Genomic DNA, 25,165 nt, shown 5'->3' with positions numbered 1-25,165 from the left:
GGCATGAGCGGCTACTGCGACAGCGCACCCGGCCATCCCGTCCATGCGCCCTACCACGACCACGAATACGGGTTCCCGATCGACGACGACGCCGCGCTGTTCGAGCGCCTGGTCCTGGAGATCAACCAGGCGGGCCTGAGCTGGCTGACGATCCTGAACAAGCGCGCCGCCTTCCGCGCCGCCTACGACGGCTTCGACATCGCCACCGTCGCCCGCTACGGTGACGCCGACCGTGCGCGGCTGCTGGCCGACGCCGGCATCATCCGCAACCGGCTGAAGGTGGACGCCGCGATCCACAACGCCGGCGTGCTCGAGGCGCTGGTCGGCGAGTACGGCAGCCTGCGTGCCTGGCTCGACGACGAAGCGGCGCGGCACGGCGTCGACCGGACGGCGTGGACGCGGGCGTTCAAGCGGCGCCTGAAGTTCATGGGCGGCGAGATCGTCGGCGAGTTCCTGATGAGCACCGGCTACCTGCCGGGCGCGCATCGCGAGGACTGCCCGGTGCACGCGCGCATCCTCGCCGCCTCGCCCGCCTGGCGTCGCGCGACCGCCGGCGCCTGAAACGACGACGCCCGGCACAGGGCCGGGCGTCGGACTCGCGGGAGGCGCAGGATCAGTGCTCGACGCCGCCGGCGCCATGCACGTGGCCGTGCTGCAGTTCCTCGGGCGACGCGGCGCGAACCTCGGTGATCTCGACATCGAAATGCAGCACCTTGCCCGCGAGCGGATGGTTGCCGTCGACGGTCACCGTGCCCTCGCCGACCTCGGTCACCACCACCGACAGCGGGCCGCCCTGGGTCTGCGCCTGGAACTGCATGCCGACCTTGACGTCGTCGACACCCTGGAAGGCCTCGCGCGGCACCTGCTGCACCAGCTGCTCGTGGCGCACGCCGTAGCCCTCCTCGGGCTGCACGTCCACCGTGAGGCGATCGCCCGCCTTGCGACCGGCCAGGGCCGCCTCGAGGCCCGGCACGATGTTGCCGGCACCGTGCAGATAGGCCAGCGGCTCACGGCCGTTCGACGTATCGACCACGGTGCCGTCGTCGTCGGTGAGGGTGTAGTTGAACGACGCCACGCTGTTCTGCGCGATTTCCATGAAGAACCTCGTCTGGAAAGGGGAATGAGCAGGAGACTCGCGATGCCGGTGGACGCACGACATCGGAAAGGGAACGCTCAGGCTAGGCCCTCGGCCCCTGCCCTGCAACCACGCACACCGACATCCGCCGCACGGCGCTCTCGCCGGACCAGGCCGGCGCCCTGCGGCGCCGGCCGACCGTTCAGCGGATTTCCGACAGCTCGACGCCGTCCAGACCCTGGCTCAGGGTGTGCGCGTCGCCGCCCTGCGCCAGCTTGATCTTCAGGCGCACCTCGTTCTGCGAGTCGGCGTAGCGCAGCGCGTCCTCGTAGGAGATCTCGCCGGCCTGGTAGAGCTCGAACAGGCTCTGGTCGAAGGTCTTCATGCCCAGGTTCGTCGATTCCTTCATGACGTCCTTGAGCTTGTGGATCTCGCCGTCGCGGATGTAGTCCTGCACCAGCGGCGTGCCGAGCAGGATCTCCATCGCCACGCGTCGCCCCTTGCCGTCCGGGGTCGGCACGAGCTGCTGGGCGACCACGCCGCGGAGGTTCAGCGACAGGTCCATCAGCAGCTGGTTGCGCCGGTCCTCGGGGAAGAAGTTGATGATGCGGTCCATCGCCTGGTTGGCGTTGTTGGCGTGCAGGGTGCACAGCACCAGGTGGCCGGTCTCGGCGAAGGCGATGGCGTGGTCCATGCCCTCGCGGGTGCGGACCTCGCCGATCATGATCACGTCAGGGGCCTGGCGCAGGGTGTTCTTCAGCGCCGCCTCCCAGCTGTCGGTGTCGATGCCGACCTCACGCTGGGTGACGATGCAGCCCTCGTGCCGGTGCACGAACTCGATCGGGTCCTCGATGGTGATGATGTGCCCGGTCGAGTTCTGGTTGCGGTAGCCGATCAGGGCCGCCAGCGAGGTCGACTTGCCGGTGCCGGTGGCGCCGACGAACAGGATGATCCCGCGCTTGGTCATCGCCAGCGTCTTGACCACCGGCGGCAGGTTCAGCTCTTCCACCGTCGGGATCTTGGTCTCGATGCGGCGCAGGACCATGCCGACCTGGTTGCGCTGGTAGAAGCAGCTCACGCGGAAGCGGCCGACGCCGGACACGCCGATGGCGAACTGGCACTCGCGGGTCTTCTCGAACTCCTCGCGCTGCGCCGGGTTCATCACGCCCAGCACCAGGTCTCGGCTCTGCTGCGGGGTCAGCGGGCTCTGGGTGATCGGCGAGATCTTCCCGTGCACCTTCATGGACGGCGGCACGCCGGCGGTGATGAACAGGTCCGAGGCGCGCTTGTGCGCCATCAGCTTCAGGAACGACGAGAAATCGATCGTGCTCATGGCTGGCCTCCGCGGGCCGTCGATGCTGGCTGGGTTCTACGGGAGTGTCCGCCGGCGGGCGGAGCGCGACGATAGCGCAGGCCGCCGCCGGGGTGCTGTGACGTCCCGCCTCATTCGAAGAGGCGCTTGTCCTTGGCGTATTCCTTGGCCTGCTGGCGGGTGACCTGGCCGCGCTTGACCAGGTCCTGCAGGTGCTGGTCGAGCGTCATCATGCCGGCCTGCTGGCCGGTCTGGATCGCAGAGTACATCTGCGCGACCTTGTCCTCGCGGATCAGGTTACGGATCGCCGGGGTGCCGACCATGATCTCCCACGCCGCGGTGCGCCCGCCGCCGACCTTCTTCAGCAGGGCCTGCGAGATCACCGCGCGCAGGGACTCCGACAGCATCGAGCGCACCATCGGCTTCTCGCCGGCGGGGAACACGTCGATGATGCGGTCGATCGTCTTCGCCGCCGAGCTCGTGTGCAGGGTGCCGAACACCAGGTGGCCGGTCTCTGCCGCGGTCAGCGCCAGGCGGATGGTCTCCAGGTCGCGCATTTCGCCGACCAGCACGTAGTCCGGGTCCTCGCGCAGCGCCGAGCGCAGGGCCTCGTTGAAGCCGTGCGTGTCGCGGTGGATCTCGCGCTGGTTGATCAGGCACTTCTGCGAGGTATGGACGAACTCGATCGGGTCCTCGACGGTGAGGATGTGCCCGTACTGGGTCTTGTTGATGTAGTCGATCATCGCCGCCAGGGTGGTCGACTTGCCGGAGCCGGTCGGCCCGGTCACCAGGATCAGGCCCTGCGGCTGGTCGATGAGCTCGCGGAAGATCGGCGGCGTGCCGAGATCCTCGAGCGTCAGCACCTCGGACGGAATCGTACGGAACACCGCGCCGGCGCCGCGGTTCTGGTTGAAGGCGTTGACGCGGAAGCGCGCCATGCCGGGAATCTCGAACGAGAAGTCGACCTCGAGGAACTCCTCGTAGTCGCGGCGCTGCTTGTCCGACATGATGTCGTAGACCAGCGCGTGCACCTGCTTGTGGTCGAGCGGCGCGATGTTGATGCGGCGCACGTCGCCGTCGACGCGGATCAGCGGCGGCAGGCCCGCGGACAGATGCAGGTCGGACGCCTTGTTCTTGACGGAAAAGGCCAGCAGTTCAGCGATATCCATTGTGCGCGCTCCCCGTGCGCTTTTCGGTGGTCGAGCCGACCTCCCCCGCGGCAGTATAGCCATTCCCATGCACCGCACGTGGCCGTCCGCGACCGTCCTGCCGACGGCCGCCGCGCCGCCCGCGCTGGTCCGATCCGTCGGACGCCGGCGCGTCCGCCCATCCAGCACTCCCGATGCCCGAGCTCGCAAGCCGCCTCCATCAGCTGCAGTGCCGGATCTCCGGCGCGACCGCACCGGCCGCCGGCCGGTCGCGACTGCTCGCGGTGTCCAAGACCCGCGGCATCGAGGAGATCGCCGCGCTCGCCGCGCTCGGGCAACTGGCGTTCGGCGAGAACTACGTGCAGGAGGCGCTGCCGAAGATCGCCGCCTGCGCCGCGGATCCGGGCCTTCCAGGACTGGAGTGGCACCTGATCGGCCGCCTGCAGTCGAACAAGGCCCGCGAAGCCGCGCATGCCTTCGACTGGGTGCAGACGGTGGACCGTGCGAAGCTGGCCGACGCGCTGTCGCGTCATCGTGATCCGGCCCGTCCGGCGCTCAACGTGCTGATCCAGGTGAACGTCGACGGCGAGCCCGGCAAGGGCGGCTGCGAACCGCACGAGGTTCCCGCGCTCGCGACCCACGTCGCCGCGCTGCCGCGGCTCGCCCTGCGCGGGCTCATGGCGATCCCGGCGCCGGTGCCGGATCCCTCCACCCGCCGCGCGGCCTTCCGCAGTCTCGCGGCGCTGCAGACCCGACTCGCCGCCACCCATCCGGGGCTCGATACGCTCTCGATGGGCATGAGCGACGACTTCGAGCTCGCCCTCGCCGAGGGTGCCACCCTGGTCCGCATCGGCACGGCGCTGTTCGGCCCGCGTCCGCCGAAGCCGAAGCAGGCCGCCACCACCACGGAGTCCGCATGACCAGCACCGCCCTACCCGCATCCCGCATCGCCTTCATCGGGGGCGGCAACATGGCCGCCAGCCTGATCGGCGGCCTCTGCGCGGGCAGCGCACCGCCGGCGATCGCCGTCGCCGACCCGGCGGAGGAGAACCGCGCCCGCCTCGCTTCGCGCCATCCCGCCATCGCCGCCCATGCATCGAACCTGGACGCCGCCGACGGCGCCGGGGTCTGGGTGCTGGCGGTCAAGCCGCAGGTGCTGCGCACGGTCTGCGGCGAGCTGACCGCACTGGCACAGGAGCGCACGCCCCTGGTGATCTCGATCGCCGCCGGCGTCACCGCAAGCCAGATCGATCGCTGGCTGGGTGGCGGCCAGGCCATCGTCCGCGCGATGCCGAACACGCCCTCGCTGCTCGGCGCCGGGGCCACCGGGCTGTACGCGAACGCACGGGTGGACACGGCCGGCCGGGCGGCCGCCGAAACGTTGCTGGCAACGGTCGGGCGGACCGCCTGGGTGCGGGACGAAGCGCAGGTCGATGCGGTCACTGCGGTCAGCGGCAGCGGCCCGGCCTACTTCTTCCTGCTGGCCGAAGCCATGGCCGAGGCCGGCGAGGAGGCCGGGCTCGATCGCGACACCGCGCGCCTGCTCGCCGCGCAGACCGCCTTCGGCGCCGGCCGCATGCTCGCCGAGTCCGACGAGGACGCAGCCACCCTGCGTCGACGCGTGACCTCGCCCGGCGGAACCACGCAGGCGGCGGTCGAGGCGCTGGAATCCGGCGGTCTTCGCGACGTCGTCCGCCGCGCGGTCGCCGCCGCCGCCGCCCGCGGGCGCAGCCTCGCCGCCGAGAACGACGACTGACGCCGCCTCAGCTGCCGATGTAGCGCTGCAGCGCGTCGATCTGCAGCTGCTGGTCCTCGATGACGGCCTTGACCAGGTCGCCGATCGAGATCACCCCGACGACGCGCCCGCCCTCGACCACCGGCAGGTGGCGCAGGCGGCGGTCGGTCATGGTGCGCATGCAACTGGCCACCGTGTCGTCGGGCAAGGCGGTGACCACCGGCGCCGACATGATGTCGCTGACGGGCGTGTCGTGCGAGGCGCGTCCCTGCAGGATCACCTTGCGCGCGTAGTCGCGCTCCGAGGCGATGCCGACCAGCTCGCCGCCCTGCATCACCAGCACCGCACCGACGCTGCGCTCCGCCATGCACCGGATCGCATCCAGGACCGGCGCATCCGGTGCGACATGGACGATGTCGCCTCCCTTGTCGTCGAGGATCTGCCGAACCGTATGCATCGCCAGCTCCGTGCGCGGATGTGCTGCGGATGCTACTCCCAGGGTCCGCCCGCCACGCGCTGCGGCGCAGCAGGCGGCGGGGCGGGAGTCGCCGCCCCGGGCTGCCACGCATCGACGAGGTACAACGGGCGCTGCTTGCTCTCGTCGTACAGCCGCCCCAGGTACTCGCCGATCACGCCCAGCGCGATCAGCTGCACCCCGCCCAGGAACAGGATCACCGCCATCATCGTCGGCCAGCCCTGGACGGGATCGCCGAGAAACAGCGCCTTCACCACCACGAAGCAGGCATAGACGAAGGCCAGCATCGCCGTCGCCACACCGAGGTAGGTCGCCGCCCGCAGCGGCGCGGTCGAGAAGCTGGTGATTCCGTCGAGCGCGAAGTTCCACAGGCGCCAGTAGTTGAACTTGCTCGCGCCCGCCAGCCGCGGCGCACGCTCGTAGGCGATGGCGCACTGCCGGTAGCCGACCCAATTGAACAACCCCTTCATGAAGCGCTGGCGCTCGCGCAGTTGCCCGAGCGCGTCCAGCGCCCGGCGCGACATCAGCCGGAAGTCGCCGGTGTCGCGCGGAATCGGCGTGTGCGAGAGCCGGCCGATGACCCTATAAAAGAGGTGTGCGCTACCACGCTTGAGCCAGCCCTCGCCCTCGCGCTCGGTGCGGGTGCCGTAGACCACGTCGTAGCCCTCGCGCCAGCGCGCGACGAACTGCGGGATCAGCTCCGGCGGGTCCTGGCCGTCTGCGTCGATGATAATCGCCGCGTCCGCGTCGACCCGGTCGAGCCCGGCGGTCATCGCCAGCTCCTTGCCGAAGTTCCGCGACAGCCGCAGCAGAGCGACGCGCGCGTCCGCGGCCGCGAGGCCGAGCAGGGTGTCCCAGGTGTCGTCGCGGCTGCCGTCGTCGACGTAGATCAGCTGCGTGTCCAGATCCAGGCGATCGAGCACATCCATCAGCCGCCGGTGCAGCACGGGCAGCGCCGCCTGTTCGTTGTAGGCGGCGACGACGACGGCGAGGCGCTGGCGGTTCGGCATCAGCGCATGGTAGCCGGGGCCGGCGTCAGCGCCCGCAGCAGTCGCGCAGGTACGCCTCGCCGCCCAGCTGGCGCACCTGTCGCTGGATCCAGGCGCTCCGCCGCTGCACGTAGGGTCCTGGACTGCGCGCCGACCATCGGCGTGGACTTGGCAGCACCGCGGCGAGCCGCGCCGCCTCGGCCGCGGTGAGTGCGGACGCGGGCTTGCCGAACAGCCGCTGCGCCGCCGCTTCCGCACCATAGATGTCCTCGCCGAACTCGGCGACGTTGAGGTAGACCTCGAGGATCCGCCGCTTCGGCCAGATCAGCTCGACCAGCACCGTGTACCAGGCCTCCAGCCCCTTGCGCAGCCAGCTGCGCCCATTCCAGAGGAACACGTTCTTGGCGACCTGCTGGCTCAGCGTGCTGGCACCCCGGGGACGACCGTCCGCCTCCGCCACGGCGGAGCGGATCGCGGCGAAGTCGAATCCGGAGTGGCTGGCGAAGCGCTGGTCCTCGGCGGCGATCACCGACATCGCAAGCACCGGCGCGATCGCGTCGAGGTCTCGCCAGCGGACGTCCACCGCACCGCCGTCCAGCCGGTGCGCGAGCATCACCATGCTCCGCGGCGGGTCCACCCAGCGCAGGGCCAGCACCTGGCACGCGCTGGCGAGAACGGCAGCCAGGCCGATTCCGACCAGCCACCGCAACGGCCGCAACCGCTTGATCCGACCGCTGCGCGCACCCATACCCGACGTTCGACTCCAGCCACCGACAGGACGCCGGCGCGATGCGCCGGCAGGACAAGCATGACCGATCACGACTCCACTGCCACTCCCGACGCGCTGCACCGCTTCCTCCTCGAACGTGCGGGCGTACGCGGCGTGCTGGTGCGGCTCGATGCCACCTGGCAGACCATCCGCAGCACCTCGGACTACGCCGGGCCGGTGGCGCGGCTGCTGGGCGAGGCCACCGCCGCCGCGGCCCTGTTCACCGGCCACGCCAAGGTCGAGGGCCGCCTGAGCGTGCAGATGAAGGGCACCGGACCGCTGCGGACCCTGTTCGCCGAATGCACGGCCCAGGGCACGCTGCGCGGCCTCGCCCACGCCGAGGATGCGGTACCGGCGTGCCTGTCGCCGCGCGATCTGGGCGAGGGCGCGGTGCTTGCGATCACGATCGAGAACCAGCCGGCCGGCGCCCCCGAGCCCCAGCGCTACCAGGGGTTGGTCGACCTGGATGCGGACACCCTCGGCGACGCCTTCGAAGGCTATTTCGCGAACTCCGAACAGCTGCCGACCCTGCTCAGACTGACGGCCGAGGGCGATACCGCGGCCGGCCTGATGCTGCAGAGGCTGCCGGGAGACCACGGCGACAGCGACGGCTGGACCCGCGTAGGCGCGCTGCTGGAAACGCTCCGCGACGACGAACTACGCGCGCTTCCGGCGGAGCAATTGCTGTGGCGGCTGTTCCACGAGGAGGACGCGCGGCTGCTGGCTTATACCCCGCTCTCTTTCGGCTGCTCCTGCTCCCGCGAGCGCGTCGAGGCAGTCCTGCGAGGGATCGGGGAGGAGGAAGCGCTGGCCGCCGCGGCCAGCGGCGAGGCCGAGATCCGCTGCGAGTTCTGCGGAACGGCCTACCGGTTCGACCGTGGGGATATCGAGGCGCTGTTCGGCCCGGCGGCCACCCATCCGGCGCCGCCCGGGCTGCAGTGAAGTTCACTTGTTAACAACACGTAAATCGCCTAGGCTGAGGACGCGATCGACCCTGAACCATCCCTGCCCTCCGCTGTCCATCACGCCATGACGACGCTGCCTACCAGCCTGCTCGCCGCCGCCCTCGCCCTCGCCGGGTCGACAGCGCCGGCGCTTGCGCAGACGACGGCGACGGACACCGCGGTGCTGCCGGTCTGGAACCACGACAGCGGCAAGGTGGAGGCGCTGCTTCTGCTCGAGCCGGCGGAAGAGGAGTCGCGCCTGTTCGACGCGCCACTGCCGCCGCTCGCGCCGCGCCCGGGTCTCGGTCTCGGGGCGAGCCGCACGGTGGGTGACGGCGTCCGCCTGCGTTCTTCGCTCGAGGCCGAGCCGATGGGCAACCTGGCGCTGCTGTGCAACGGCAGGAGCGGCCTCGCGGCAACGCTGGGCGGGCTCGCCGAGCATTGCCTGCTGGCACGCATGGACGATCAGTCGGCGAGCGGGGGCCGCCTCGGCTTCGAGGCACAGTTGGAGCGGGGCGACGCCAGCGTCTCGATCGAAGCCGGCGTCACCCGCTCGCGTCTCCAGGGCGCACCGCTCGCAGGCGCGGCGACGGCGGGTTCGTCGCTGCCCCAGTGGCTGTCGATCAATCCGCTGTCGGCCCTTCCCGTCGATGCGCAGGTCAGGCAGGACGACCTCGGCGCGCGTGGCGTGCTGCAGCTCGGCAGCGACGGCTGGCTCGAGATCGGCGGCACCGTCGCGCGCGCGCGCCTGGTTCCGGCCAACGATGCCGCGGCCGCGCTCCTGCCGGACCAGTGGGATACCACGTCGGTCGGCGTCGGCGCCGGCTACGGCGCCTTCAGCGGCTCGGTCATCGGCCGCGTCACCGAACTTCCGGGCCAGGACGACAGCTTCGGCAGCCTGGGCCTCGGCCTGAGCTGGCGCACGCCCTGGCAGGGCCGTCTGAGCGTGGGCGCGGACAACATCGTCACCCGCGGCAAGAACCCGTGGAGCAGCACGACCGGCGAGGAGACGGAAGACGCCGGACGGGTGCCGTACGTCCGTTACCAGCAGGATCTTTGACGCGCCGATCACATAGAAAAAGCAGCAGGAACGACCCGCAAGCCCCGGCCCCGCCGGGGTTTTTTGCATCCAGATCGATGTCAAGACGGCGTGTGTTAACGCTACTTTAATTCTCTTGGAAGAGCCGCTATGATCCGGAGGCACCCCCGGTTCCTCGTCGGTTCAGGGGTGGTTACAGATGCACTTGAAAGCCCTTTCTGGAGAGAGAGTCATGACGTTTAAGACCAAGCCGCTGAGCAATGCGATCAAGGTCGCGATGTTCGCGGGCACGGGGCTGGCGATGACGGCCCCGGCCGTGCTCGCGCAGTCCTCCGAAGCAACCACCCTCGACCGCATCCAGGTCACCGGCTCGCGCATCCAGCGCGTCGACGTCGAGACCTCGCAGCCGGTGTTCTCGCTGAGCCGCGAGGACGTCCAGTCGCAGGGCCTCACCTCGATCGGCGACGTGATCCAGAACCTGAGCACCGGCGGCTCGGCGCTGAACAGCACGTTCAACAACGGCGGCAACGGCGAGACCCGGGTCTCGCTGCGCAACCTCGGCTCCGACCGCACCCTGGTGCTGGTCAACGGCCGTCGCTGGATCGGCGGCACCGGCCTCGGCGGCGCGGTCGACCTCAACACGATCCCGACCGCCGCGGTCGAGCGCATCGACGTCCTGAAGGACGGCGCCTCGGTCATCTACGGTTCCGACGCCATCGCCGGCGTGATCAACATCGTGCTTCGCACCGACTTCGACGGCGCCGAGGCGAATGCCTACTTCGGCCAGTTCGACAAGGGCGACGGCAACCGCGAAGCCTACGACTTCACCATCGGCAGCGTCGGCGACCGCTGGACTGCCACCTTCGGCGTCGGCTACGTCAAGGAAAACCCGGTCATGGCCGGCGATCGCGAGATCTCCGCCGAGCCAACCTTCGGCACCGGCAACGCGTTCGGCAGCTCGACCACTCCGGATGGCCGCTTCGGCTTCGGCGACAGCGCCTGTTTCACCGGCCGTTTTGACGATGACGGCAATCCGATCAACGTTGCTGCCGGCAACCAGTTCCCGGGTGCAACGGACGGCGCAAGCTGCGTCCCCGGTACGCTGACCACCGACGGCCCCGGCAGCCCGGCGCGTCCCTTCGGCGGCGCCGACATCTACAACTTCGCTCCCGAGAATTACCTGCTCACTCCGCAGGAGCGTCGCTCGATCTTCGGCAACGCGTCGCTGGATGTCACCGACAATGTGCGCTTCAAAGCCACGGCCATCTACAACGAGCGCGAATCCGAGCAGCTGCTGGCCGCCATGCCCGTCACCCTCGGCACGGTCGGTTCGGGGAACGGCGCCGGCGTCGTCTGGTCCGCGGACAACGCCTACAATCCGTTTGGCGAAGACGTCACCCGCATCCAGCGTCGTTTCACTGAAAGCGGCGGCCGTCGCTTCATGCAGGATGTGAACACCACCGCGATCACGCTGGGGTTTGAGGGCGACTTCGAAGTCGGTGATCGCTACTTCGCATGGGATGCCGGCTACTTCTGGGGCGAGAACGAGCAGAGCGACACCACCGACGGCCTGTTCACCTTCACCGCGTTGGGTAACGCGCTCGGCCCGACGTTCGTCGACGCCGATGGCAACCTGCAGTGCGGCACCGCGGCGAATCCAGTGGGTGGCGGCTGCGTGCCGCTCGACCTCTATGGCTACGGCTCCCTGACCCAGGAGATGCTGGACTACGTCGGCTTCGAAGCGCATGACAACTACGGTTACCAGAACAAGTACTGGTACGCCTCGCTGTCCGGCGACGTGTTCGAGCTGCCAGCAGGTCCGCTGCAGTTCTCGCTGGGCGCGGAGCGTCGCAAGGAGTCTGGCTACGATCATCCGGACGCGCTGATCAACGCCGGCGACACCACCGGTAATGCTCGTACCGCGACCGACGGCGGCTACGACGTCGACGAAGCCTACCTCGAGCTGCAGATCCCGCTGCTCGCGGACCTGCCGGGCGCACAGCTGCTCGACCTCAATATCGCGACCCGCTACTCCGACTACAGCACCTTCGGCGACACGCAAAACAGCAAGGCGGGCTTCCGCTGGAAGCCGATCAACGACCTGATGGTCCGCGGTAACTACACGGAAGGTTTCCGCGCGCCTTCCATCTCCGAGCTGTTCCAGGGCCAGTCGGACTCGTTCCCGACCATCAACGATCCGTGCAGCACCGCCTCGTTCGGCAGCCTGTCTGCGGAAGGCCAAGCCCGTTGCGTGGCATCCGGCGTTCCGCAGGGCGGCTATGTGGCTCCGAACCAGCAGCAGCGCATCACCGTCGGCGGCAACCCCAATGTGCAGCCCGAGCTGTCCACCAGCAAGACGCTGGGCTTCGTCTACAGCCCGAGCTACATCCAGGGCTTCGACATCTCGCTGGATTGGTGGAACATCGAGCTCGAGAACACCATCACCACGTTCTCCGGCAACGCCATCCTGAACTCGTGCTTCGTCGACGGCCTGACAAACTTCTGCTCGCTGATCACGCGTAAGCCCGACGGCAGCATCGAAGACCTGCTTTCGGTCCAGAACAACATCGGCAGCACCGAGGTTGAAGGCTACGATCTGACCCTGAACTACCGTCTCCCGGAAACGGCCTACGGCACGTTCTCGTTCACCCTCGACAGCGCGTATATCTCCAAGTATGAAGAGGATCTGGACGGCGACGGCGTTCGTGGTGAGGTCAGCGAAGGCGGCAATCAGGTGGGCGAGTACGGACCCATCTGGCGCCTGCGCTCCACGCTGGCGACCCGTTGGGAGTACGCCGACTTCGGCGCGACCTGGAACGTCCGCTTCTACTCGGGACTCGATGAAGACTGCCAGTCCTACGTCGACTATGGCTACTCGTTCCTCTGCTCCGATCCGGATCGCATCGTCGATGATGAAGACGGTACGCCGATCGCTGCGGCCGAGAACCACATCGGCGCGACCACCTACCACGATGTCAGTGGCTACTGGAAGACGCCGTGGAACGGTCGCATCACCCTGGGCGTGAACAACGTCCTGGAGAAGGAGCCGCCGCGCTCGGTGGCCACCTTCGCCAACAGCTTCGATCCTGAGTATGACGTGCCGGGCCGCTTCTACTACGCCCGCTACACCCAGCGCTTCTGATCGACGTCGGTATGTGCGACACGAATGCGGCCCCGGAAGGGGCCGCATTTTTTATGCTCGTAGCCTCATAGCGAACCTCATCAGATGATTGAGCCCAACATCTATCCACCCTTTGCCGTTCCCTTCGCCGATGCCATGCATCCAGAAGCCACGGCTCTCAACGCGCAGCTGAAGGCTCTTCTGCTCCAGCGGGAGAGCGAGGGTGGGTTCGGCAACCCGAACCCTTCGCTGCCCCAGCAGCGAGGCGTGTTCGAAAGCGATTTCACGCTGTTCGCCTGGCAGGAACCGGCCATCCAGCGCCTGCGCGAGTTCTGCTGGAGCGTCCTCGGCCGGACGGTGCAACATCTCAACGGCTATGACGATGGTCAGATGCGACGGCTGCAGATCTTCTCGCACACCTGGTATCACGTGACGAGACGGGGCGGATTCACCATCACGCACACGCACCCTATGGCGTCGTGGTCCGGCGTGTATTGCGTCTCGCCGGGTGAGGAGGTCCCGGATCAGCCTGAGTCCGGGGTGCTCCGCTTCCACAACCCGCACGGCTACAGCAACATGTTCCTTGATGCCGGGAATGCGCGGCTGGCCATGCCCTACCAGCACGGCACCTGGAACCTGCGCTTCAAGGGCGGGCAGCTCGTGCTGTTTCCGTCATGGGTACAGCATGAAGTGTTGCCATTCTTCGGCAACGACGAACGCATCACCGTGGCGTTCAACTGCTGGTTCCAGATGCGCGGCGCCTGAGCATCCGAACGTTTAGCTAGACCAGGTCGTCCAGCGCCTCCAGCATCGGCTGCAGGTGCCGCCGGTAGTGCTGCCAATCGGGAACCTTCCGCTTGCTGATGGAGCCGCGGACCTGTGCGCTGCTGGCGGTGGAGACCGCCCCGTTTCGGTTGAGGTCGAGCGTGCCGGGTTCGAAGGACAACCCGCAGAACGCGAATACGTCCCTGGCCACCGCCTCGGCATCCTCGACCAGCGCGTCGTAGGAGATGTCGAGGATCCTGCCCGGCATCACGTCGTGCCAGTGACCCATCAAGTCGAGGTAGCGGCGGTAGTAGTCGGCCATGTCGAGCTGGTCGTACGAGTAACTCGCGATGTCCGAGAACAGCGTGCGCAGGTTCGAGAAGCAGGTCTCGCGGGGATCGCGACGCATGTGCAGGAAGCGCGCCTGCGGCAGCGCCTTCGCAATGAACCCGGCGTGCAGGAAATTGGAGGGCAGCTTTTCGGTGAGGTAGGCGTGGCCTCGCGCGCGCCAGGCGGATGCCCGCAGGAAACCGGCACCCACCGCCTGATAGTCGACGTCCGAAACCCTGTCCAGCAGGCGCTGATCGAGCACGCCGGAGACGTGCGTATCCGCCGCGATCTTCATCTGACCCGTGAAGAGATACGTTTCACCACCGTCGGCCACCTGCGAATGACCGCCAAGGATGCGCTCGAGCAGGGTCGTTCCGGAGCGGTGCATGCCGATGACGAAAATCGGCACGAATGATCCCTCAGGTGCAGGGCCGGGGTTCACGAAGTTTGCTGTGCACAGCTGCTTGAGTCGATCGAAGAGACGCGCGGTCACCGCTCGGTCGTGGGGAGCGAGACCGCGTTTTGCGGCGCATCCCCGTTCCAGCGCACGCCATGCATCCGCGTACTGTCCGAGATCGTGGAGCTCGTTGTGCAGAGCGAAGGACAGGTAGGTCTCGCCGTGGCCGCCCGGGCGAACCTCGGCGAGCCGGGCCCGGATGCGCTGTGCGTGATTGCGCTCGAGCGTCTGCCGCCGCAGCCGCGACAAGACCCAGTGCGCCTGTGCATAGCCCGGCTTGAGGGTGATCGCACGTTCGAGTTCGACTTCCGCCTCGTCCATGCGCCCGAAGAACATCATGACGTTGCCGCGGAGATAGCGGGCTTCGGGAAGGTCCGGCGCCAGCTCGAGCACCCGGTCCACCAGCACCAGGGACTCCTCATGGGCATTGATGGTGCTCGCGCTCAGCGCCTGCTCCAGGAGCGCATCCGGATCATCGTGCCGTTCGATGCCCGATTGCCGCAGCAGATCGACCAACAGACCCGACTCGTTCAGCAGACGCAGGCGCCCTGCCAGCTCCAGCACCTGTCGCGGCTCCCGCGGTGCCAGTGCATGCGCACGCAAGGCGGCGGCATGTGCAGCGCGCACCCTGCCGCGGCTGCTCTGCGCCTTCGCATATCCGAGGAGCGCGTCGACATCGTCGGGCTCAACAGCCAGCAGCGACTCATAGCTCGCGGCTGCGGCGTCCCACTGCTTCAGGGTCAGGTAGTGCTGACTACGCGTACGCAGCCGCTCGATGCGAAGACTCATTGATGTATGCGCGCGGCAGTTATCGCCAGAGGACGCGAAGGTCAACCAGCAACACGTTCGTACTTGATGGCAAAGGTAAAGCGGGGACCGTAGCAGATCCTGGCTGGCGGTCGCCCGCAATGCAGGATGGCGCCGTCGAAGACCACGAGCCTGCCGGGCCTCGGCAGGACCGAAAACGCGATCTCCTGGCGTGCGTCGAAGAACACGGTCTCGCCGCCCCACTCGAAGTCCCAGCGATCGCAGAGGTACCAGAGGGCGGTGACGTCGCCGACGTCCGGCGCGCAGTCGACATGGCTGAAGAGCATGTCGCCATAGGCGTTGCTGTTCGTGTACGCCCGGAAGGGGCGGTACCGGGCTCCACCGGTCGCCGCCATCACCGCCTGCGCGGTGATCGTCCCGATCGGCTGCCGCGCCAGAACGTCGACCGGCGTCTCGCTTGCCCAGTGTCGATACTCCGGCGTGTCGGCACGAGCCTGCTCGGACCTCCGGAACGGCGCCGTCGCAAGCGCCTGGGCATAGTTGCCGGGATCCGGCAGCAGACCGTCGAACACCTGCACGGGCCGACCGTCGACAATGGCGCTGCGTGCGGATTCAAGCTTCATCGCGACGGGCTCCTGTGCTGGTGGCTGGTGGGCTGCCGATCAGCAGGGCTGACCGACGATAGCTGCGCCACATTGTTGCGCACCGGCAGTCACCGGAGAAGCGCGTCGCTGTCGAGCGACTGCCCTTTCACGCCGAAGCGCCGGCTGCTCCAGCCAGGTACTGAGGCGCGGTACGCTCGAGCGCCAAGGCATCGGATGACATCGCAGGGTAGACCCACCGTTCCGCCCAGGCCAACGTCCGCCGCAGATCGTCCCCATACTGCTGCAGCAGGTAGCGCGTCTCCCGCGCGCGGTCAGTCCAGTCGTAGATCTCGCCCGGGCTCTTGGCATGAACCGTCGAGACGGCCTGGACGCGCGACCGCAGCCGGGTCGCGCTCGGCTGCAGCTGGAACCAGTCGGCGACGGCCGCGACATGCCCCGGAAGATCCTCCAGCAGCACATCGGCATCGATCATCCGGAAGCGCTGATCGCCGATCCGTGTGCGGATCGATGCCAGCGTCTCGCGCTGCGCGCACCACTGCAGCGCCGCCACCGCCCACATGTCGGGCGGGGCCAAAGCAGCCGGCGGCAGCCGGGCGGCAAGCCCGCTCGCCTCCAGCGCCCGTTGCGCGAGTTCCGGAATCTTCTGCTGCGTCGCTGGCGGCTTTTTCAGGTTCGAGATGAGGAATGCCTCGATACCCGTCGAGATGGCGAGCGCCCGCGAGCCGGGCGCCGCCTCGACCAGGGCCGCGGCAACATTGAGGGCCACGTGGGTGGGCTTGACCACGACCCGCCCTCCCGCATGCCAGGGGCGCGCGAGCAGGGCCACAGTGGGCGGAAGAAACGGATCGATCGCCCATCCCGCACGTTGCGCATCCGCCAGCCGCCGCAGGATCAGCGGTTCCTTCAGCGCGACGGATGAAGGAGGCAGGTGCAAGGCGCGGGCGAGCAGCGTCGAGCAGCAGAACGAGGTATGCAGCAGCCACATCGGCGGCGCTGCCGGTTGCGGGACGGACGCAGCGACCTCTTCCAGCGAGCGCCACTCCGCCTGATGCAGAGGCGCCTCGATCCGGTTGTCGAGGAACGTCGATCGCTCCAGCACCGTCTCGTTGATCCGCAGGAATCCGAAGCGACGCCCCGGCACGTGCAGGTCGACCGGAAAATGAGAGGCGCTTGCGAACTGCATGTCGACCACCGACGACGCCGAGCCGGGAAGACGGGAATCGTCCAGCCAGCTTCGGCTGTGATATGAGCCGGCATGGTGGAAGCAGGCGACTGAACCCACCGTCGCCGTCCGTGCGGCGACCGTGCCGATCGCCGGGCGACACCTGTCGAGGGATGTGCTACGCGTCGCGGCGCGATGCGGCGCAGGCAGACAGGGATCAGCCCTCGGGAATCAACGTCGCCATCATGTGCGCCACGTAGGCCTCGAACTCGTCGTGATGCAGGCGCGGCTGGTGGAGCTGGCGGTTGAGCTGCAGGAAGCCGACGTAGGCGGCATAGGTCAGGCGCGCGCGGTGCTGGGCGGCGTCGCCGGAGAGGCCGACCTGCTGGAACGCCTGGGTCAGGTAGGCGAGACGCCGCCCGGAGACGCGCTCGATCACCGGCTGCACCGCGGGATGGTCGATCGCCTTGAGCAGTTCCGAGTAGATCGCGTGGGGCGTCACTTCCTGGGCAACGACCCGAAACAGCGCGCGCAGGCGCTCGCGTGGCTGCGGGATCTGCTCGAGCCGTCCGAACACGGTCTCCTGCTCGATCGCCTCCCAGCGCTCGAGCGCGGCGACCAGCAGCGCGTCGCGCGATGCGAAGTGCCAGTAGAAGCTGCCCTTGGTGACCCCGAGCCGGCGCGCGAGCGGTTCGACCGCCACGCTGGCCACGCCCTGCTCGGCGATCTGGTCGAGCGCGGCCTGGGACCAGTCGTCGGCGCTCAGGCGGCCGGGGCGGTCGGCCTTCGGCCGGGAGCTTGCGGAAGCGTCGTTCTGTGCAGGCATAACGATCGAGTGTACCGGCCCGTCGCTGGGGCGCCTAGCGCGCGCAGCACTCGCGGGCGCTGGATAAACCGTTGGACATCAGGCACGTGGATGGCCCGGGAGCAGCGTTGACGCGCTCCCGAAGCGAGATCCATACTATTGCGTATGGTCATCTCGCCAGCCACCGCATCCGCCGAAGTCCTGGCCACGTCGGACGGCACCCGCCTCGCCTTCGACCGCACCCGCGGGGGCAGCGGCGCGCCGGTGCTGTTCGCCCACGGCTTCGGCCAGACCCGACGCGCCTGGGACGGCAGCGCCCGGATCCTGGCTGCGGCGGGGCACTCCTCGATCCGCTTTGACGCCCGCGGCCACGGCGACTCCGGGCGGAACCCCGTCGACGTTCCCTATGCCGGCGAGACGTTCGTCGCGGACCTGATCGCCATGGCCGATCAGGCGCCGGCGCCGGTCCTGGTCGGCGCATCGATGGGCGGCCTGCTCGGCCTGCTCGCCCAGCACCACGCCGCATCATTCCGCGCCCTGGTCCTGGTCGACATCACGCCGCGCTGGGAAGAGGCCGGCGTCGAACGCATCCTCGGCTTCATGCGCGCCCATCCCGAGGGCTTCGCAAGCCTGGAGGCCGCCGCCGATGCGATCGCCGCCTACCTGCCCCACCGCGCACGCAAGACGGCGACACAGCTGCGCGAGATCCTGCGCGAGCGCGACGGCCGCTGGCACTGGCACTGGGATCCACGGCTGCTGACCGAGTTCGCCCACGACACCGCCCGTTTCCAGCCGCTGGTAGCCGAGGCCGCCCGCGCGTTGCGCGTGCCGACCCTGCTGGTCAGCGGCGGCCGCAGCGACCTGGTCTCGCGCGCGACGGTCGAGGAGTTTCTCGCGCTGGCGCCGCACGCGCGCCACGTCCAGCTTCCCGCCGCGACCCACATGGTCGCCGGCGACGACAACCAGGCCTTCGTCGAGGCGGTCCTGCCGTTCCTCGGCGGCCTCGCACCCCCTTCCGCTTCTCCTTCATCGCGTCGCGCATCCGGAGCCGTGTCATGAGCATCTTCCTTCCGATCCTCGCCCTGCTGCTGGCGGGCGGCATCGCCGCTTATCACAGGCTGTCGCTGCCGGTCTGGGCCGGCCTGAGCGCGGTCCTGCTTCTGGTGTCCTGGGCCCTCGGCGGCAACGGCATCGCCGTCGCCGTGTGCGCGCTGCTGCTTGCCGCCGTCGCCGTACCGCTGCTGCTGCCGGACTTCCGGCGCAAGCGCATCACCGCGCCGCTGCTGGAGTTCTACACGAAGATCCTGCCGCCACTGTCGTCGACCGAGCGGCAGATGCTCGAGTCCGGCACGGTCGGCTTCGAGGGCGAGCTGTTCTCCGGCCGCCCCGCCTGGGACAAGCTGCTGTCGCAGCCCGCGGCCACGCTCACCGCGGAGGAGCAGGCCTTCCTCGACGGCCCCTGCGAGGAGCTGTGCCGGATGATGAACGACTGGGAGGCGACCCACGTGCGCGCCGACCTGTCGCCCGAGGTCTGGGCGTTCTGCAAGACGCACAAGTTCTTCGGCATGATCATTCCGAAGGAGTTCGGCGGCCTCGGCTTCTCCGCACTGGCCCACCACAAGGTGATCCAGAAGCTGGCGTCGGTGTCGAGCCTGCTGAGCTCGACCGTCGGCGTGCCGAACTCGCTCGGCCCGGGCGAACTGCTGATGCATTACGGCACCCAGGAGCAGAAGGACCACTACCTGCCGCGCCTGGCCGACGGCCGCGAGATTCCCTGCTTCGGCCTGACCGGCCCGTTCGCGGGCTCGGATGCGACCTCGATCCCCGACACCGGCGTGGTCTGCACCGGGCAGTGGAACGGAGCGGAGGTCGTGGGCATCCGCCTCAACTTCGAGAAGCGCTACATCACCCTGGCGCCGGTGGCGACCATCATCGGCCTGGCCTTCCGCCTCTACGATCCGGACAAGCTGCTCGGCGAGAAGGCCGACCTCGGCATCTCGCTGGCGCTGATCCCGCGCGAGACGCCGGGCATGGAAATCGGCCGCCGTCATTTCCCGCTCAACGTGCCCTTCCACAACGGCCCGATCCGCGGCAAGGACGTGTTCGTCCCGCTGTCGGCGCTGATCGGCGGCGAGGAGTACGCCGGCAAGGGCTGGGCGATGCTGGTGGAGTGCCTGTCGATCGGCCGCTCGATCACGCTGCCCTCGACCGCCAGCGGCAGCTCCAAGCTGTTCACCGTGGCCACTGGCGCCTACGCGCGCATCCGCAAGCAGTTCGGGCTGTCGGTCGGACGCTTCGAGGGCGTGGAGGAAGTGCTGGCGCGCATGGCCGGCAACGCCTACGCGGTCAGCGCGCTGTCGGAGGCGACCGCCGCGGCCGTCACCCGCGGCGAGAACCCCGCCGTGCCGTCGACCATCGCCAAGTACCACTGCACCGAGATGGGCCGCGAGGTCGTGCGCGACGCCATGGACATCCACGGCGGCAAGGGCATCATCCTCGGGCCGCGCAACTACCTCGGCCGCGCCTGGCAGGGCACGCCCATCGGCATCACCGTCGAGGGCGCCAACATCATGACCCGCAGCCTGATGATCTTCGGCCAGGGCGCGATCCGCTGCCATCCGTGGGTGCTGAAGGAGATGCAGGCGGCGATGATCCCGGAGCGCAAGACGCGCCTGCGCGAGTTCGACAGGGTGCTGTTCGCGCACATCGGCTTCGCCGTCTCCAACGCCGTCCGTGCGCTGTGGATGGGCCTCACCGCGTCCCGCTTCGGCCGCGCGCCCGGCGACGCCTACACCCGCCGCTTCTACCGCAAGCTCAACCGCTACTCGGCGGCGCTGGCGCTGTGCGCCGACACCTCCATGCTCACCCTCGGCGGCAAGCTCAAGTTCAAGGAGAAGCTCTCCGGCCGGCTCGGCGACGTGCTGAGCCAGCTCTACATCGCCAGCGCGATGCTCAAGCGGTACGAAGACAACGGCCGGCCGACGTCCGACCAGCCGCTCCTGGCCTGGGCCTTCCACGACGCCGTGCACAAGATGGAGCTGGCGCTGTCGGGCGCCCTGCGCAACTTCCCGGTGCGGCCGATCGGCTGGCTGCTGTGGATGCTGGTGTTCCCGCTGGGACGCCGCGCGCAGGCGCCGAGCGACCGCCTCGGCCGCCGCGCTGCCGCCTTGCTGATGACGCCGGGCGACGCCCGCGACCGCCTCGCCCACGGCACCTTCGTCACGCCCTGCGACAACAACCCGGCCGGGCGCATCAATTCCTACCTGCCGAAGGTGGTCCTGGCCGAGCCGGTGGAGCGCAAGTTCCTGAAGGCGCTCAAGGGCAGCGACATGGAGACGGCGCCGTACGACGCGCAGCTGGCCGCCGGCGTCGAGCGCGGCTGGATCAGCGCCGTCGAGAAGACCCAGCTCGAGGAGCTGCGGGCAATGACGCTCGACGCCATCACCGTCGACGACTTCGACCACGCCGAGCTCGAGGCGGCCGGCGCACGGCAGATCGTGCGCCTCGCGGACGCGGCCGAGGCCGCCTGAGCCCGTCGCGCCGGGCGGGAAGATCCCGCCCGGCCACGCGTCCGGCGCGATCCCCGGCACCCGTTTCGCCCGCCGGCCATGCGGCCCCGTCGCGCCTCCTGAGCCCCACCCGCTGCGCGCAGTCGGGCGCCGCTTGCGGATCACGAGCGCGCAGCCGCGGGCCGTTGGCAGCGTCCCGGCCGGCGTCTACTCCGGCAAGCGCGCCTGTTCGCGGCCGACACGCCAGGCACCGAGGGTCATCGCGGCGGCGACGAGGATGCCGGCGCCGAACACCACGTGCGAGCCGCCGGCCGCCAACAGCTTGTGCACCCAGACGAAGGTGAGGTCGCCGCCGCGGTAGACGACCGTGTCGATGGCCGCCTTGGCCTTGTAGCGCCACTCCGCCGCGACGCGGGTGTAGATCGTCTCGCGCGCGGGCTTGCCGATCGCGAACTCGCCGGCGCGGGTGCCGACCTGGACGATGGCGATGAGCAGCGGCAACGGCGACGCGGCGAGCAGCATGTAGCCGGCGAGGATCGCCAGCGCCGGGATCATGAGCACCTTGGCCACGCCGAGGTGGACCAGCAGGCGCCGGGTCAGCAGCACCTGCACGATCAGCACCAGCCAGTTGATCCAGCGGTCGAGCCGCGAGTAGAAAGCGACCGCCACCCGCGCGTCGTCCGCCGCGAGGCTGCGCACGATCGCGGCCTGCTCGTTGTACAGCAGGGTGCCGACGCCGACGCCGAAGAAGATCAGCAGCGCGATCGCCCGCAGCAGCGGCTCGCGGGCGACCAGGCGCAAGCCGGCCAGGATGTCGCCGCCGATCTCGCCGCGCCGCTGCCCGCCCTCGCGCCGCCGTGCGTGCGGCATCAGCATCACGATGCACAGCAGGCACAGCCCGAGGAAGGCGGCCGAGATCAGCAGCATGTTGGCCACCCCCAGCGGCTCGACCAGCCACGTCGTGAGTTCCGGCCCGAGCAACCCGCCGAGGGTCCCGCCGGCGCCGATGTAGCCGTACACGCGCTTGGCGTCCTCGTTGGCGAAGACGTCCGCCATGTAGCTCCAGAACACCGCCACCGCGAAGAGGTTGAACACGGCGACGAAGATGAAGAACGCCGCGCCGCGCCCGCTCGTGCCACTGTCGAAGGCGAAGTAGAAGCCGACGAGGATGGCGATGAACACCAGGTACACCACCGGCAGGAACACCCGGCGCGGAAAACGGCTCACCAATGCGCCATAGACCGGCTGCAGCAGCAGCATCGCAACGAAGGTGCCGGTGAACAGGACCTGCAGGGTGAAGTCGCCGAGGCTGATCCCGCGCGCCTGGAACCAGTCGATCATCGATGCGGGGAACACCGCGGCCACGTCGGCGGAGGCGCCCATCGCGTCGCGCACCGGCCGCAGCACGTAGTAACCGGTGAGCAGGAAGAAGAAGTACAGGAACGACCACACCAGCGGGATCGCGGTGCCGCCCGGCAGATCGGCCAGCGGCCGTCGCGATGGCCAACGCCCGCGCGCGGCGCGCGTTCGCTGCAGGCGTTCGGTCATCGGCGCACACACTCCTCTCGGTCGCGGCGCACCTTAGCCCAGCGCGGGCACGCCCCGCCATCGCAGGCGGCTCAGTCGTCGCCCAGGATCGCCGGCAGCGGGCAATGCAGCACGGCGCAGGTCGCACGCAGCAGCTCGGCCTCGGCCACGCCGACCCGTCCATCGTGGCCGACCGCCTGCGCCAGCGCCTCGACCAGGCGCGCCTTCGCCAGCGGATCGAGCGCGTCCAGTGCCGGCCATGCCGCATCGAGCACCTGCGGACCACCGCAGGGCGGCTCGTAGGCGACGGCGGTGCCGTCGGCGAACAGCGCCGCGACGCCCGCGTTGAACGCGCGCCGCGCAGCGGCCTCGTCCGCATGGCCGGCATGCGCGAGCACGGCGAGCAGGCACAGCGCGGGCTCGCGCACCTGGTCCAGCCGGCGCCGTCCCGGCCGCCAGTGGCGGCCCGGATCCAGCGCTTCCACGACCTGCACGCGCAGCATCTGCGCCAGGCAGTACTCGAAGAGGTCGATCAGGCCGTCGGCGTCGGACAGCGTCCGCACCGTCTCGACGAACAGCTCGAGCTGCGGGCGTGGCCGCCGCCGCAGGCGCGGGAAGGCCATCGCCGCCAGCGGCAGGCGCAGCGCCGGATCGAGCCGCTCGACGTCCGCGCGGAACCGGCCGATCTCGGCGACCGCGGCCCGGCCGTAGCGCGCCTCGACGACCGTGAGCTGGCGTCGGCGTGCGGCGTCGTCCCGCGCCAGCAGCAGGGCCAGCACCAGGGTCATCGCGCCGCCGTAATCGTGCGCCGCAGCGTGCAGGAACCCAGGGACGGACGCGCCGAGCGCGCCGGCGCGCTCGTAGTCGCGCTCGCCGGGCGCGGCCACGCGCTCGGAAAGCTCTCGCGCGTCGGCACGCGTCGACGCAGCGGATCCTGCCGCCGGCGCGAGACCCAGCGCCACGTCCTCGTCCAAGCCCCGCGGCGGCGCGGCACGCCATCGCGCCGCCAGCGCCTGCAGGTCCTCCTCGCGGAAATCCGGCTCCAGCGCGCGGATGCGCTCGACCAGCGGCGGGTGCGTGGCGAACAGGCCCGAGAAGCCGAGCCCCTCGCCGAACAGCATGTGGCTCACCTCCTCGCCGTCGGCGCGGTCGGCCAGCCGCGAACCGGACGGCAGACCGCCGATCTTCTTCAGCGCCCCGGCGATGCCGCGGGTCTGCCGCGTGAACTGTACCGCCGAGGCATCCGCCAGGAACTCGCGCTGGCGGCTCACCGCCGCCTTGATCAGGCGGCCGAGGACCAGCCCGAGATAGCCCACCACCATCGCCACCAGGGCGGCCACCAGCAGGGCCGCAGCGCTGCGCGCATCGCGGCCGCCACGGCCGTAGATCAGCACCTTCCGCCCGATCAGCGCGATGACGAAGATGCCGAACAGCACACCCATCATGCGGATGTTGAGCCGCATGTCGCCGTTGAGGATGTGGCTGAACTCGTGGGCGATGACGCCCTGCAGCTCGTCGCGGTTGAGCGCGTCGAGCGCGCCGCGGGTCACCGCCACCGCGGCATCGCTGGGCGCGTAGCCGGCGGCGAAGGCGTTGATGCCGGGCTCGTGCTCCAGCACGAAGATCGCCGGCACCGGCACGCCCGAGGCGATCGCGATCTCCTCGACCACGTTGCGCAGCCGGCGGTAGTCGGGATCGCCACCGTCCCCGCCGATCTCCACGCCGCCGAGCTGCCGGGCCACGTGCGCGCCGCCCTGACGCAGGCTCGCCACCCGGTAGAGCGACGCCAGCCCGATCACCGCCAGGGTCAGCACGGCCGCCATCAGCAGCGGCCCGGCGAGCGCGGCCGCCGATTCGCCGGGGCGGTGCAGCACCAGGAAGACGGCCGCCTCGACCGCGACCACGATGCCGACCACCGCCAGCGCGAACATCCACACCAGCCGCCGCGACTGGCGGCGCGCGACGTCCTGACGCTCGAAGAAGTTCATGCCGGGCCCGTGCCGCGCGCCGCCCTCAGAAGCGGACCTGCGGCGCCTCGCGCTTGTGCGCCTCGTCCGCGCCGATCTCCAGCGGCGCCGCCGGCGCGAAGTTGAAGGCGTTGGCCACGACGCTCGAGGGGAACACCTCGCGCTTGTTGTTGTAGGCCATCACCGAATCGTTGTAGGCCTGACGTGCGAAGGCGACCCGGTTCTCGGTCGAGGTCAGCTCCTCGTTGAGCTGCATCATCGTCTGGCTCGCCTTGAGGTCGGGATAGGCCTCCGACAGCGCGAACAGCCGGCCCAGCGACTGGGTGAGGGCATTCTCCGCGCCGGCCAGCTGCTGCATCGCGGCCGGATCGCCGGGGCTGGACTTGGCGGCGTCGAGCCCGCCGACCGCCCGGTTGCGGGCGGCGATCACCGCCTCGAGCGTCTCGCGTTCGTGGGCGAGATAGCCCTTCGCCGTCTCCACCAGGTTCGGGATGAGATCGTGGCGCCGGGTCAGCTGCACGTCGATCTGGGCGAAGGCGTTGCGGTAACCGTTGCGGGAGGTCACCAGCCCGTTGTAGATACCGATGCCCCAGAACGCGACACCGGCCAAGATCATCAGCAGTACGACCAGTACGATCGTCATCCTCATCCTCCCCCTGGACG

The 25,165-nt window shown here is 69.3% G+C and carries 22 protein-coding genes; 9 read left to right on the top strand and 13 right to left on the bottom strand.

Features of this window, described 5'->3' with window-relative positions; translation table 11 throughout:
• Window positions 1–3 precede the first annotated feature (3 nt).
• On the top strand, window positions 4–561 hold the full coding sequence (locus KB893_RS02885; protein WP_211926741.1) for a DNA-3-methyladenine glycosylase I: 558 nt from the start codon (window positions 4–6) through the stop codon (window positions 559–561).
• Window positions 562–613: 52 nt separating this feature from the next.
• On the opposite strand, the gene KB893_RS02880 is transcribed toward KB893_RS02885, so the two are convergent.
• The 3 genes from KB893_RS02880 to KB893_RS02870 form a co-directional block, all read right to left on the bottom strand.
• Window positions 614–1,096 (bottom strand): FKBP-type peptidyl-prolyl cis-trans isomerase, encoded by a 483-nt coding sequence (locus KB893_RS02880; RefSeq protein ID WP_211926742.1) that lies wholly within the window; start codon window positions 1,094–1,096, stop codon window positions 614–616.
• Window positions 1,097–1,277: 181 nt separating this feature from the next.
• On the bottom strand, window positions 1,278–2,408 hold the full coding sequence (locus KB893_RS02875; RefSeq protein ID WP_211926743.1) for a PilT/PilU family type 4a pilus ATPase: 1,131 nt from the start codon (window positions 2,406–2,408) through the stop codon (window positions 1,278–1,280).
• A 110-nt stretch (window positions 2,409–2,518) separates the two neighbouring features.
• Complete coding sequence (locus tag KB893_RS02870) at window positions 2,519–3,556, bottom strand: type IV pilus twitching motility protein PilT (RefSeq protein WP_213173421.1); 1,038 nt, start codon at window positions 3,554–3,556, stop codon at window positions 2,519–2,521.
• A 173-nt stretch (window positions 3,557–3,729) separates the two neighbouring features.
• On the opposite strand from KB893_RS02870, the gene KB893_RS02865 reads away from it, so the two are divergent.
• Both KB893_RS02865 and proC read left to right on the top strand, forming a co-directional pair.
• Window positions 3,730–4,455 carry a YggS family pyridoxal phosphate-dependent enzyme gene (locus tag KB893_RS02865; protein ID WP_211926745.1) on the top strand — a complete coding sequence of 242 codons (726 nt, stop codon included), beginning with the start codon at window positions 3,730–3,732 and terminating at the stop codon, window positions 4,453–4,455.
• On the top strand, window positions 4,452–5,291 hold the full coding sequence (gene proC / locus KB893_RS02860; protein ID WP_211926746.1) for a pyrroline-5-carboxylate reductase: 840 nt from the start codon (window positions 4,452–4,454) through the stop codon (window positions 5,289–5,291). Before KB893_RS02865 ends, proC begins: the two co-directional genes overlap by 4 nt.
• 7 nt (window positions 5,292–5,298) lie before the next feature.
• Here proC and KB893_RS02855 read toward each other — a convergent pair whose 3' ends face one another.
• From KB893_RS02855 to mtgA, 3 genes are read right to left on the bottom strand one after another with little or no spacing between them, the layout of a single operon-like run.
• The gene (locus tag KB893_RS02855) at window positions 5,299–5,727 is read right to left on the bottom strand and encodes a CBS domain-containing protein (RefSeq protein ID WP_211926747.1); all 429 of its coding nucleotides are present in this window, start codon (window positions 5,725–5,727) and stop codon (window positions 5,299–5,301) included.
• Between the two features lie 32 nt (window positions 5,728–5,759).
• Window positions 5,760–6,755, bottom strand: coding sequence for a glycosyltransferase family 2 protein (locus KB893_RS02850; protein WP_213173420.1), 996 nt, complete (start codon window positions 6,753–6,755; stop codon window positions 5,760–5,762).
• A 25-nt stretch (window positions 6,756–6,780) separates the two neighbouring features.
• Window positions 6,781–7,482, bottom strand: coding sequence for a monofunctional biosynthetic peptidoglycan transglycosylase (gene mtgA, locus KB893_RS02845; protein WP_211926749.1), 702 nt, complete (start codon window positions 7,480–7,482; stop codon window positions 6,781–6,783).
• A gap of 60 nt (window positions 7,483–7,542) precedes the next feature.
• Here mtgA and hslO point away from each other — a divergent pair, with 60 nt between their 5' ends.
• From hslO to KB893_RS02825, 4 genes are all read left to right on the top strand, one after another.
• Window positions 7,543–8,445: an Hsp33 family molecular chaperone HslO gene (hslO, locus tag KB893_RS02840; RefSeq protein ID WP_213173419.1), complete on the top strand. Its 903-nt coding sequence runs from the start codon at window positions 7,543–7,545 to the stop codon at window positions 8,443–8,445.
• Between the two features lie 87 nt (window positions 8,446–8,532).
• Complete coding sequence (locus tag KB893_RS02835) at window positions 8,533–9,507, top strand: XOO1806 family protein (RefSeq protein ID WP_211928280.1); 975 nt, start codon at window positions 8,533–8,535, stop codon at window positions 9,505–9,507.
• A 211-nt stretch (window positions 9,508–9,718) separates the two neighbouring features.
• Complete coding sequence (locus tag KB893_RS02830; RefSeq protein ID WP_213173418.1) at window positions 9,719–12,628, top strand: TonB-dependent receptor domain-containing protein; 2,910 nt, start codon at window positions 9,719–9,721, stop codon at window positions 12,626–12,628.
• 84 nt (window positions 12,629–12,712) lie between these two features.
• Complete coding sequence (locus KB893_RS02825) at window positions 12,713–13,372, top strand: putative 2OG-Fe(II) oxygenase (RefSeq protein WP_211928257.1); 660 nt, start codon at window positions 12,713–12,715, stop codon at window positions 13,370–13,372.
• A 16-nt stretch (window positions 13,373–13,388) separates the two neighbouring features.
• On the opposite strand, the gene KB893_RS02820 is transcribed toward KB893_RS02825, so the two are convergent.
• The 4 genes from KB893_RS02820 to KB893_RS02805 form a co-directional block, all read right to left on the bottom strand.
• On the bottom strand, window positions 13,389–14,948 hold the full coding sequence (locus tag KB893_RS02820) for a tetratricopeptide repeat-containing sulfotransferase family protein (RefSeq protein ID WP_213173417.1): 1,560 nt from the start codon (window positions 14,946–14,948) through the stop codon (window positions 13,389–13,391).
• A 41-nt stretch (window positions 14,949–14,989) separates the two neighbouring features.
• Window positions 14,990–15,550, bottom strand: a complete 561-nt coding sequence (locus tag KB893_RS02815) for a 2OG-Fe(II) oxygenase (RefSeq protein WP_211928016.1) — start codon at window positions 15,548–15,550, stop codon at window positions 14,990–14,992.
• A 127-nt stretch (window positions 15,551–15,677) separates the two neighbouring features.
• Complete coding sequence (locus KB893_RS02810; RefSeq protein ID WP_211928017.1) at window positions 15,678–16,814, bottom strand: hypothetical protein; 1,137 nt, start codon at window positions 16,812–16,814, stop codon at window positions 15,678–15,680.
• A gap of 97 nt (window positions 16,815–16,911) precedes the next feature.
• The gene (locus tag KB893_RS02805) at window positions 16,912–17,520 is read right to left on the bottom strand and encodes a TetR/AcrR family transcriptional regulator (RefSeq protein WP_211928018.1); all 609 of its coding nucleotides are present in this window, start codon (window positions 17,518–17,520) and stop codon (window positions 16,912–16,914) included.
• 144 nt (window positions 17,521–17,664) lie between these two features.
• Here KB893_RS02805 and KB893_RS02800 point away from each other — a divergent pair, with 144 nt between their 5' ends.
• Together KB893_RS02800 and KB893_RS02795 are read left to right on the top strand one after the other, a co-directional pair.
• The gene (locus tag KB893_RS02800) at window positions 17,665–18,558 is read left to right on the top strand and encodes an alpha/beta fold hydrolase (RefSeq protein ID WP_213173416.1); all 894 of its coding nucleotides are present in this window, start codon (window positions 17,665–17,667) and stop codon (window positions 18,556–18,558) included.
• Window positions 18,555–21,029, top strand: coding sequence for an acyl-CoA dehydrogenase (locus tag KB893_RS02795; RefSeq protein ID WP_213173415.1), 2,475 nt, complete (start codon window positions 18,555–18,557; stop codon window positions 21,027–21,029). Before KB893_RS02800 ends, KB893_RS02795 begins: the two co-directional genes overlap by 4 nt.
• A 186-nt stretch (window positions 21,030–21,215) precedes the next feature.
• Here the strand turns inward: KB893_RS02795 and KB893_RS02790 are convergent, their stop codons facing one another.
• From KB893_RS02790 to KB893_RS02780, 3 genes are all read right to left on the bottom strand, one after another.
• Window positions 21,216–22,556: an NTP/NDP exchange transporter gene (locus KB893_RS02790; protein WP_211927508.1), complete on the bottom strand. Its 1,341-nt coding sequence runs from the start codon at window positions 22,554–22,556 to the stop codon at window positions 21,216–21,218.
• A 71-nt stretch (window positions 22,557–22,627) separates the two neighbouring features.
• Window positions 22,628–24,523, bottom strand: a complete 1,896-nt coding sequence (locus KB893_RS02785; RefSeq protein ID WP_211927509.1) for a M48 family metallopeptidase — start codon at window positions 24,521–24,523, stop codon at window positions 22,628–22,630.
• Window positions 24,524–24,548: 25 nt separating this feature from the next.
• Window positions 24,549–25,145 carry a LemA family protein gene (locus KB893_RS02780; RefSeq protein ID WP_377730888.1) on the bottom strand — a complete coding sequence of 199 codons (597 nt, stop codon included), beginning with the start codon at window positions 25,143–25,145 and terminating at the stop codon, window positions 24,549–24,551.
• Between the last annotated feature and the right edge of the window lie 20 nt (window positions 25,146–25,165).

The sequence above is a fragment of the Coralloluteibacterium stylophorae genome, from assembly GCF_018122625.2.
GTDB lineage: Bacteria > Pseudomonadota > Gammaproteobacteria > Xanthomonadales > Xanthomonadaceae > Coralloluteibacterium > Coralloluteibacterium stylophorae.
The sequence above is the reverse complement of the archived record's forward strand: the minus strand, read 5'-3'. Positions and strand labels throughout refer to the sequence as shown.

Bases quoted from the DNA above. Each gene is read 5' to 3' on its own strand.
- KB893_RS02885 (WP_211926741.1), top strand. From the start codon at position 4: ATGAGCGGCTACTGCGACAGCGCACCCGGCCATCCCGTCCATGCGCCC.
- KB893_RS02880 (WP_211926742.1), bottom strand. From the start codon at position 1,096: ATGGAAATCGCGCAGAACAGCGTGGCGTCGTTCAACTACACCCTCACC.
- KB893_RS02875 (WP_211926743.1), bottom strand. From the start codon at position 2,408: ATGAGCACGATCGATTTCTCGTCGTTCCTGAAGCTGATGGCGCACAAG.
- KB893_RS02870 (WP_213173421.1), bottom strand. From the start codon at position 3,556: ATGGATATCGCTGAACTGCTGGCCTTTTCCGTCAAGAACAAGGCGTCC.
- KB893_RS02865 (WP_211926745.1), top strand. From the start codon at position 3,730: ATGCCCGAGCTCGCAAGCCGCCTCCATCAGCTGCAGTGCCGGATCTCC.
- proC (WP_211926746.1), top strand. From the start codon at position 4,452: ATGACCAGCACCGCCCTACCCGCATCCCGCATCGCCTTCATCGGGGGC.
- KB893_RS02855 (WP_211926747.1), bottom strand. From the start codon at position 5,727: ATGCATACGGTTCGGCAGATCCTCGACGACAAGGGAGGCGACATCGTC.
- KB893_RS02850 (WP_213173420.1), bottom strand. From the start codon at position 6,755: ATGCCGAACCGCCAGCGCCTCGCCGTCGTCGTCGCCGCCTACAACGAA.
- mtgA (WP_211926749.1), bottom strand. From the start codon at position 7,482: ATGGGTGCGCGCAGCGGTCGGATCAAGCGGTTGCGGCCGTTGCGGTGG.
- hslO (WP_213173419.1), top strand. From the start codon at position 7,543: ATGACCGATCACGACTCCACTGCCACTCCCGACGCGCTGCACCGCTTC.
- KB893_RS02835 (WP_211928280.1), top strand. From the start codon at position 8,533: ATGACGACGCTGCCTACCAGCCTGCTCGCCGCCGCCCTCGCCCTCGCC.
- KB893_RS02830 (WP_213173418.1), top strand. From the start codon at position 9,719: ATGACGTTTAAGACCAAGCCGCTGAGCAATGCGATCAAGGTCGCGATG.
- KB893_RS02825 (WP_211928257.1), top strand. From the start codon at position 12,713: ATGATTGAGCCCAACATCTATCCACCCTTTGCCGTTCCCTTCGCCGAT.
- KB893_RS02820 (WP_213173417.1), bottom strand. From the start codon at position 14,948: ATGAGTCTTCGCATCGAGCGGCTGCGTACGCGTAGTCAGCACTACCTG.
- KB893_RS02815 (WP_211928016.1), bottom strand. From the start codon at position 15,550: ATGAAGCTTGAATCCGCACGCAGCGCCATTGTCGACGGTCGGCCCGTG.
- KB893_RS02805 (WP_211928018.1), bottom strand. From the start codon at position 17,520: ATGCCTGCACAGAACGACGCTTCCGCAAGCTCCCGGCCGAAGGCCGAC.
- KB893_RS02800 (WP_213173416.1), top strand. From the start codon at position 17,665: ATGGTCATCTCGCCAGCCACCGCATCCGCCGAAGTCCTGGCCACGTCG.
- KB893_RS02795 (WP_213173415.1), top strand. From the start codon at position 18,555: ATGAGCATCTTCCTTCCGATCCTCGCCCTGCTGCTGGCGGGCGGCATC.
- KB893_RS02790 (WP_211927508.1), bottom strand. From the start codon at position 22,556: ATGACCGAACGCCTGCAGCGAACGCGCGCCGCGCGCGGGCGTTGGCCA.
- KB893_RS02785 (WP_211927509.1), bottom strand. From the start codon at position 24,523: ATGAACTTCTTCGAGCGTCAGGACGTCGCGCGCCGCCAGTCGCGGCGG.
- KB893_RS02780 (WP_377730888.1), bottom strand. From the start codon at position 25,145: ATGACGATCGTACTGGTCGTACTGCTGATGATCTTGGCCGGTGTCGCG.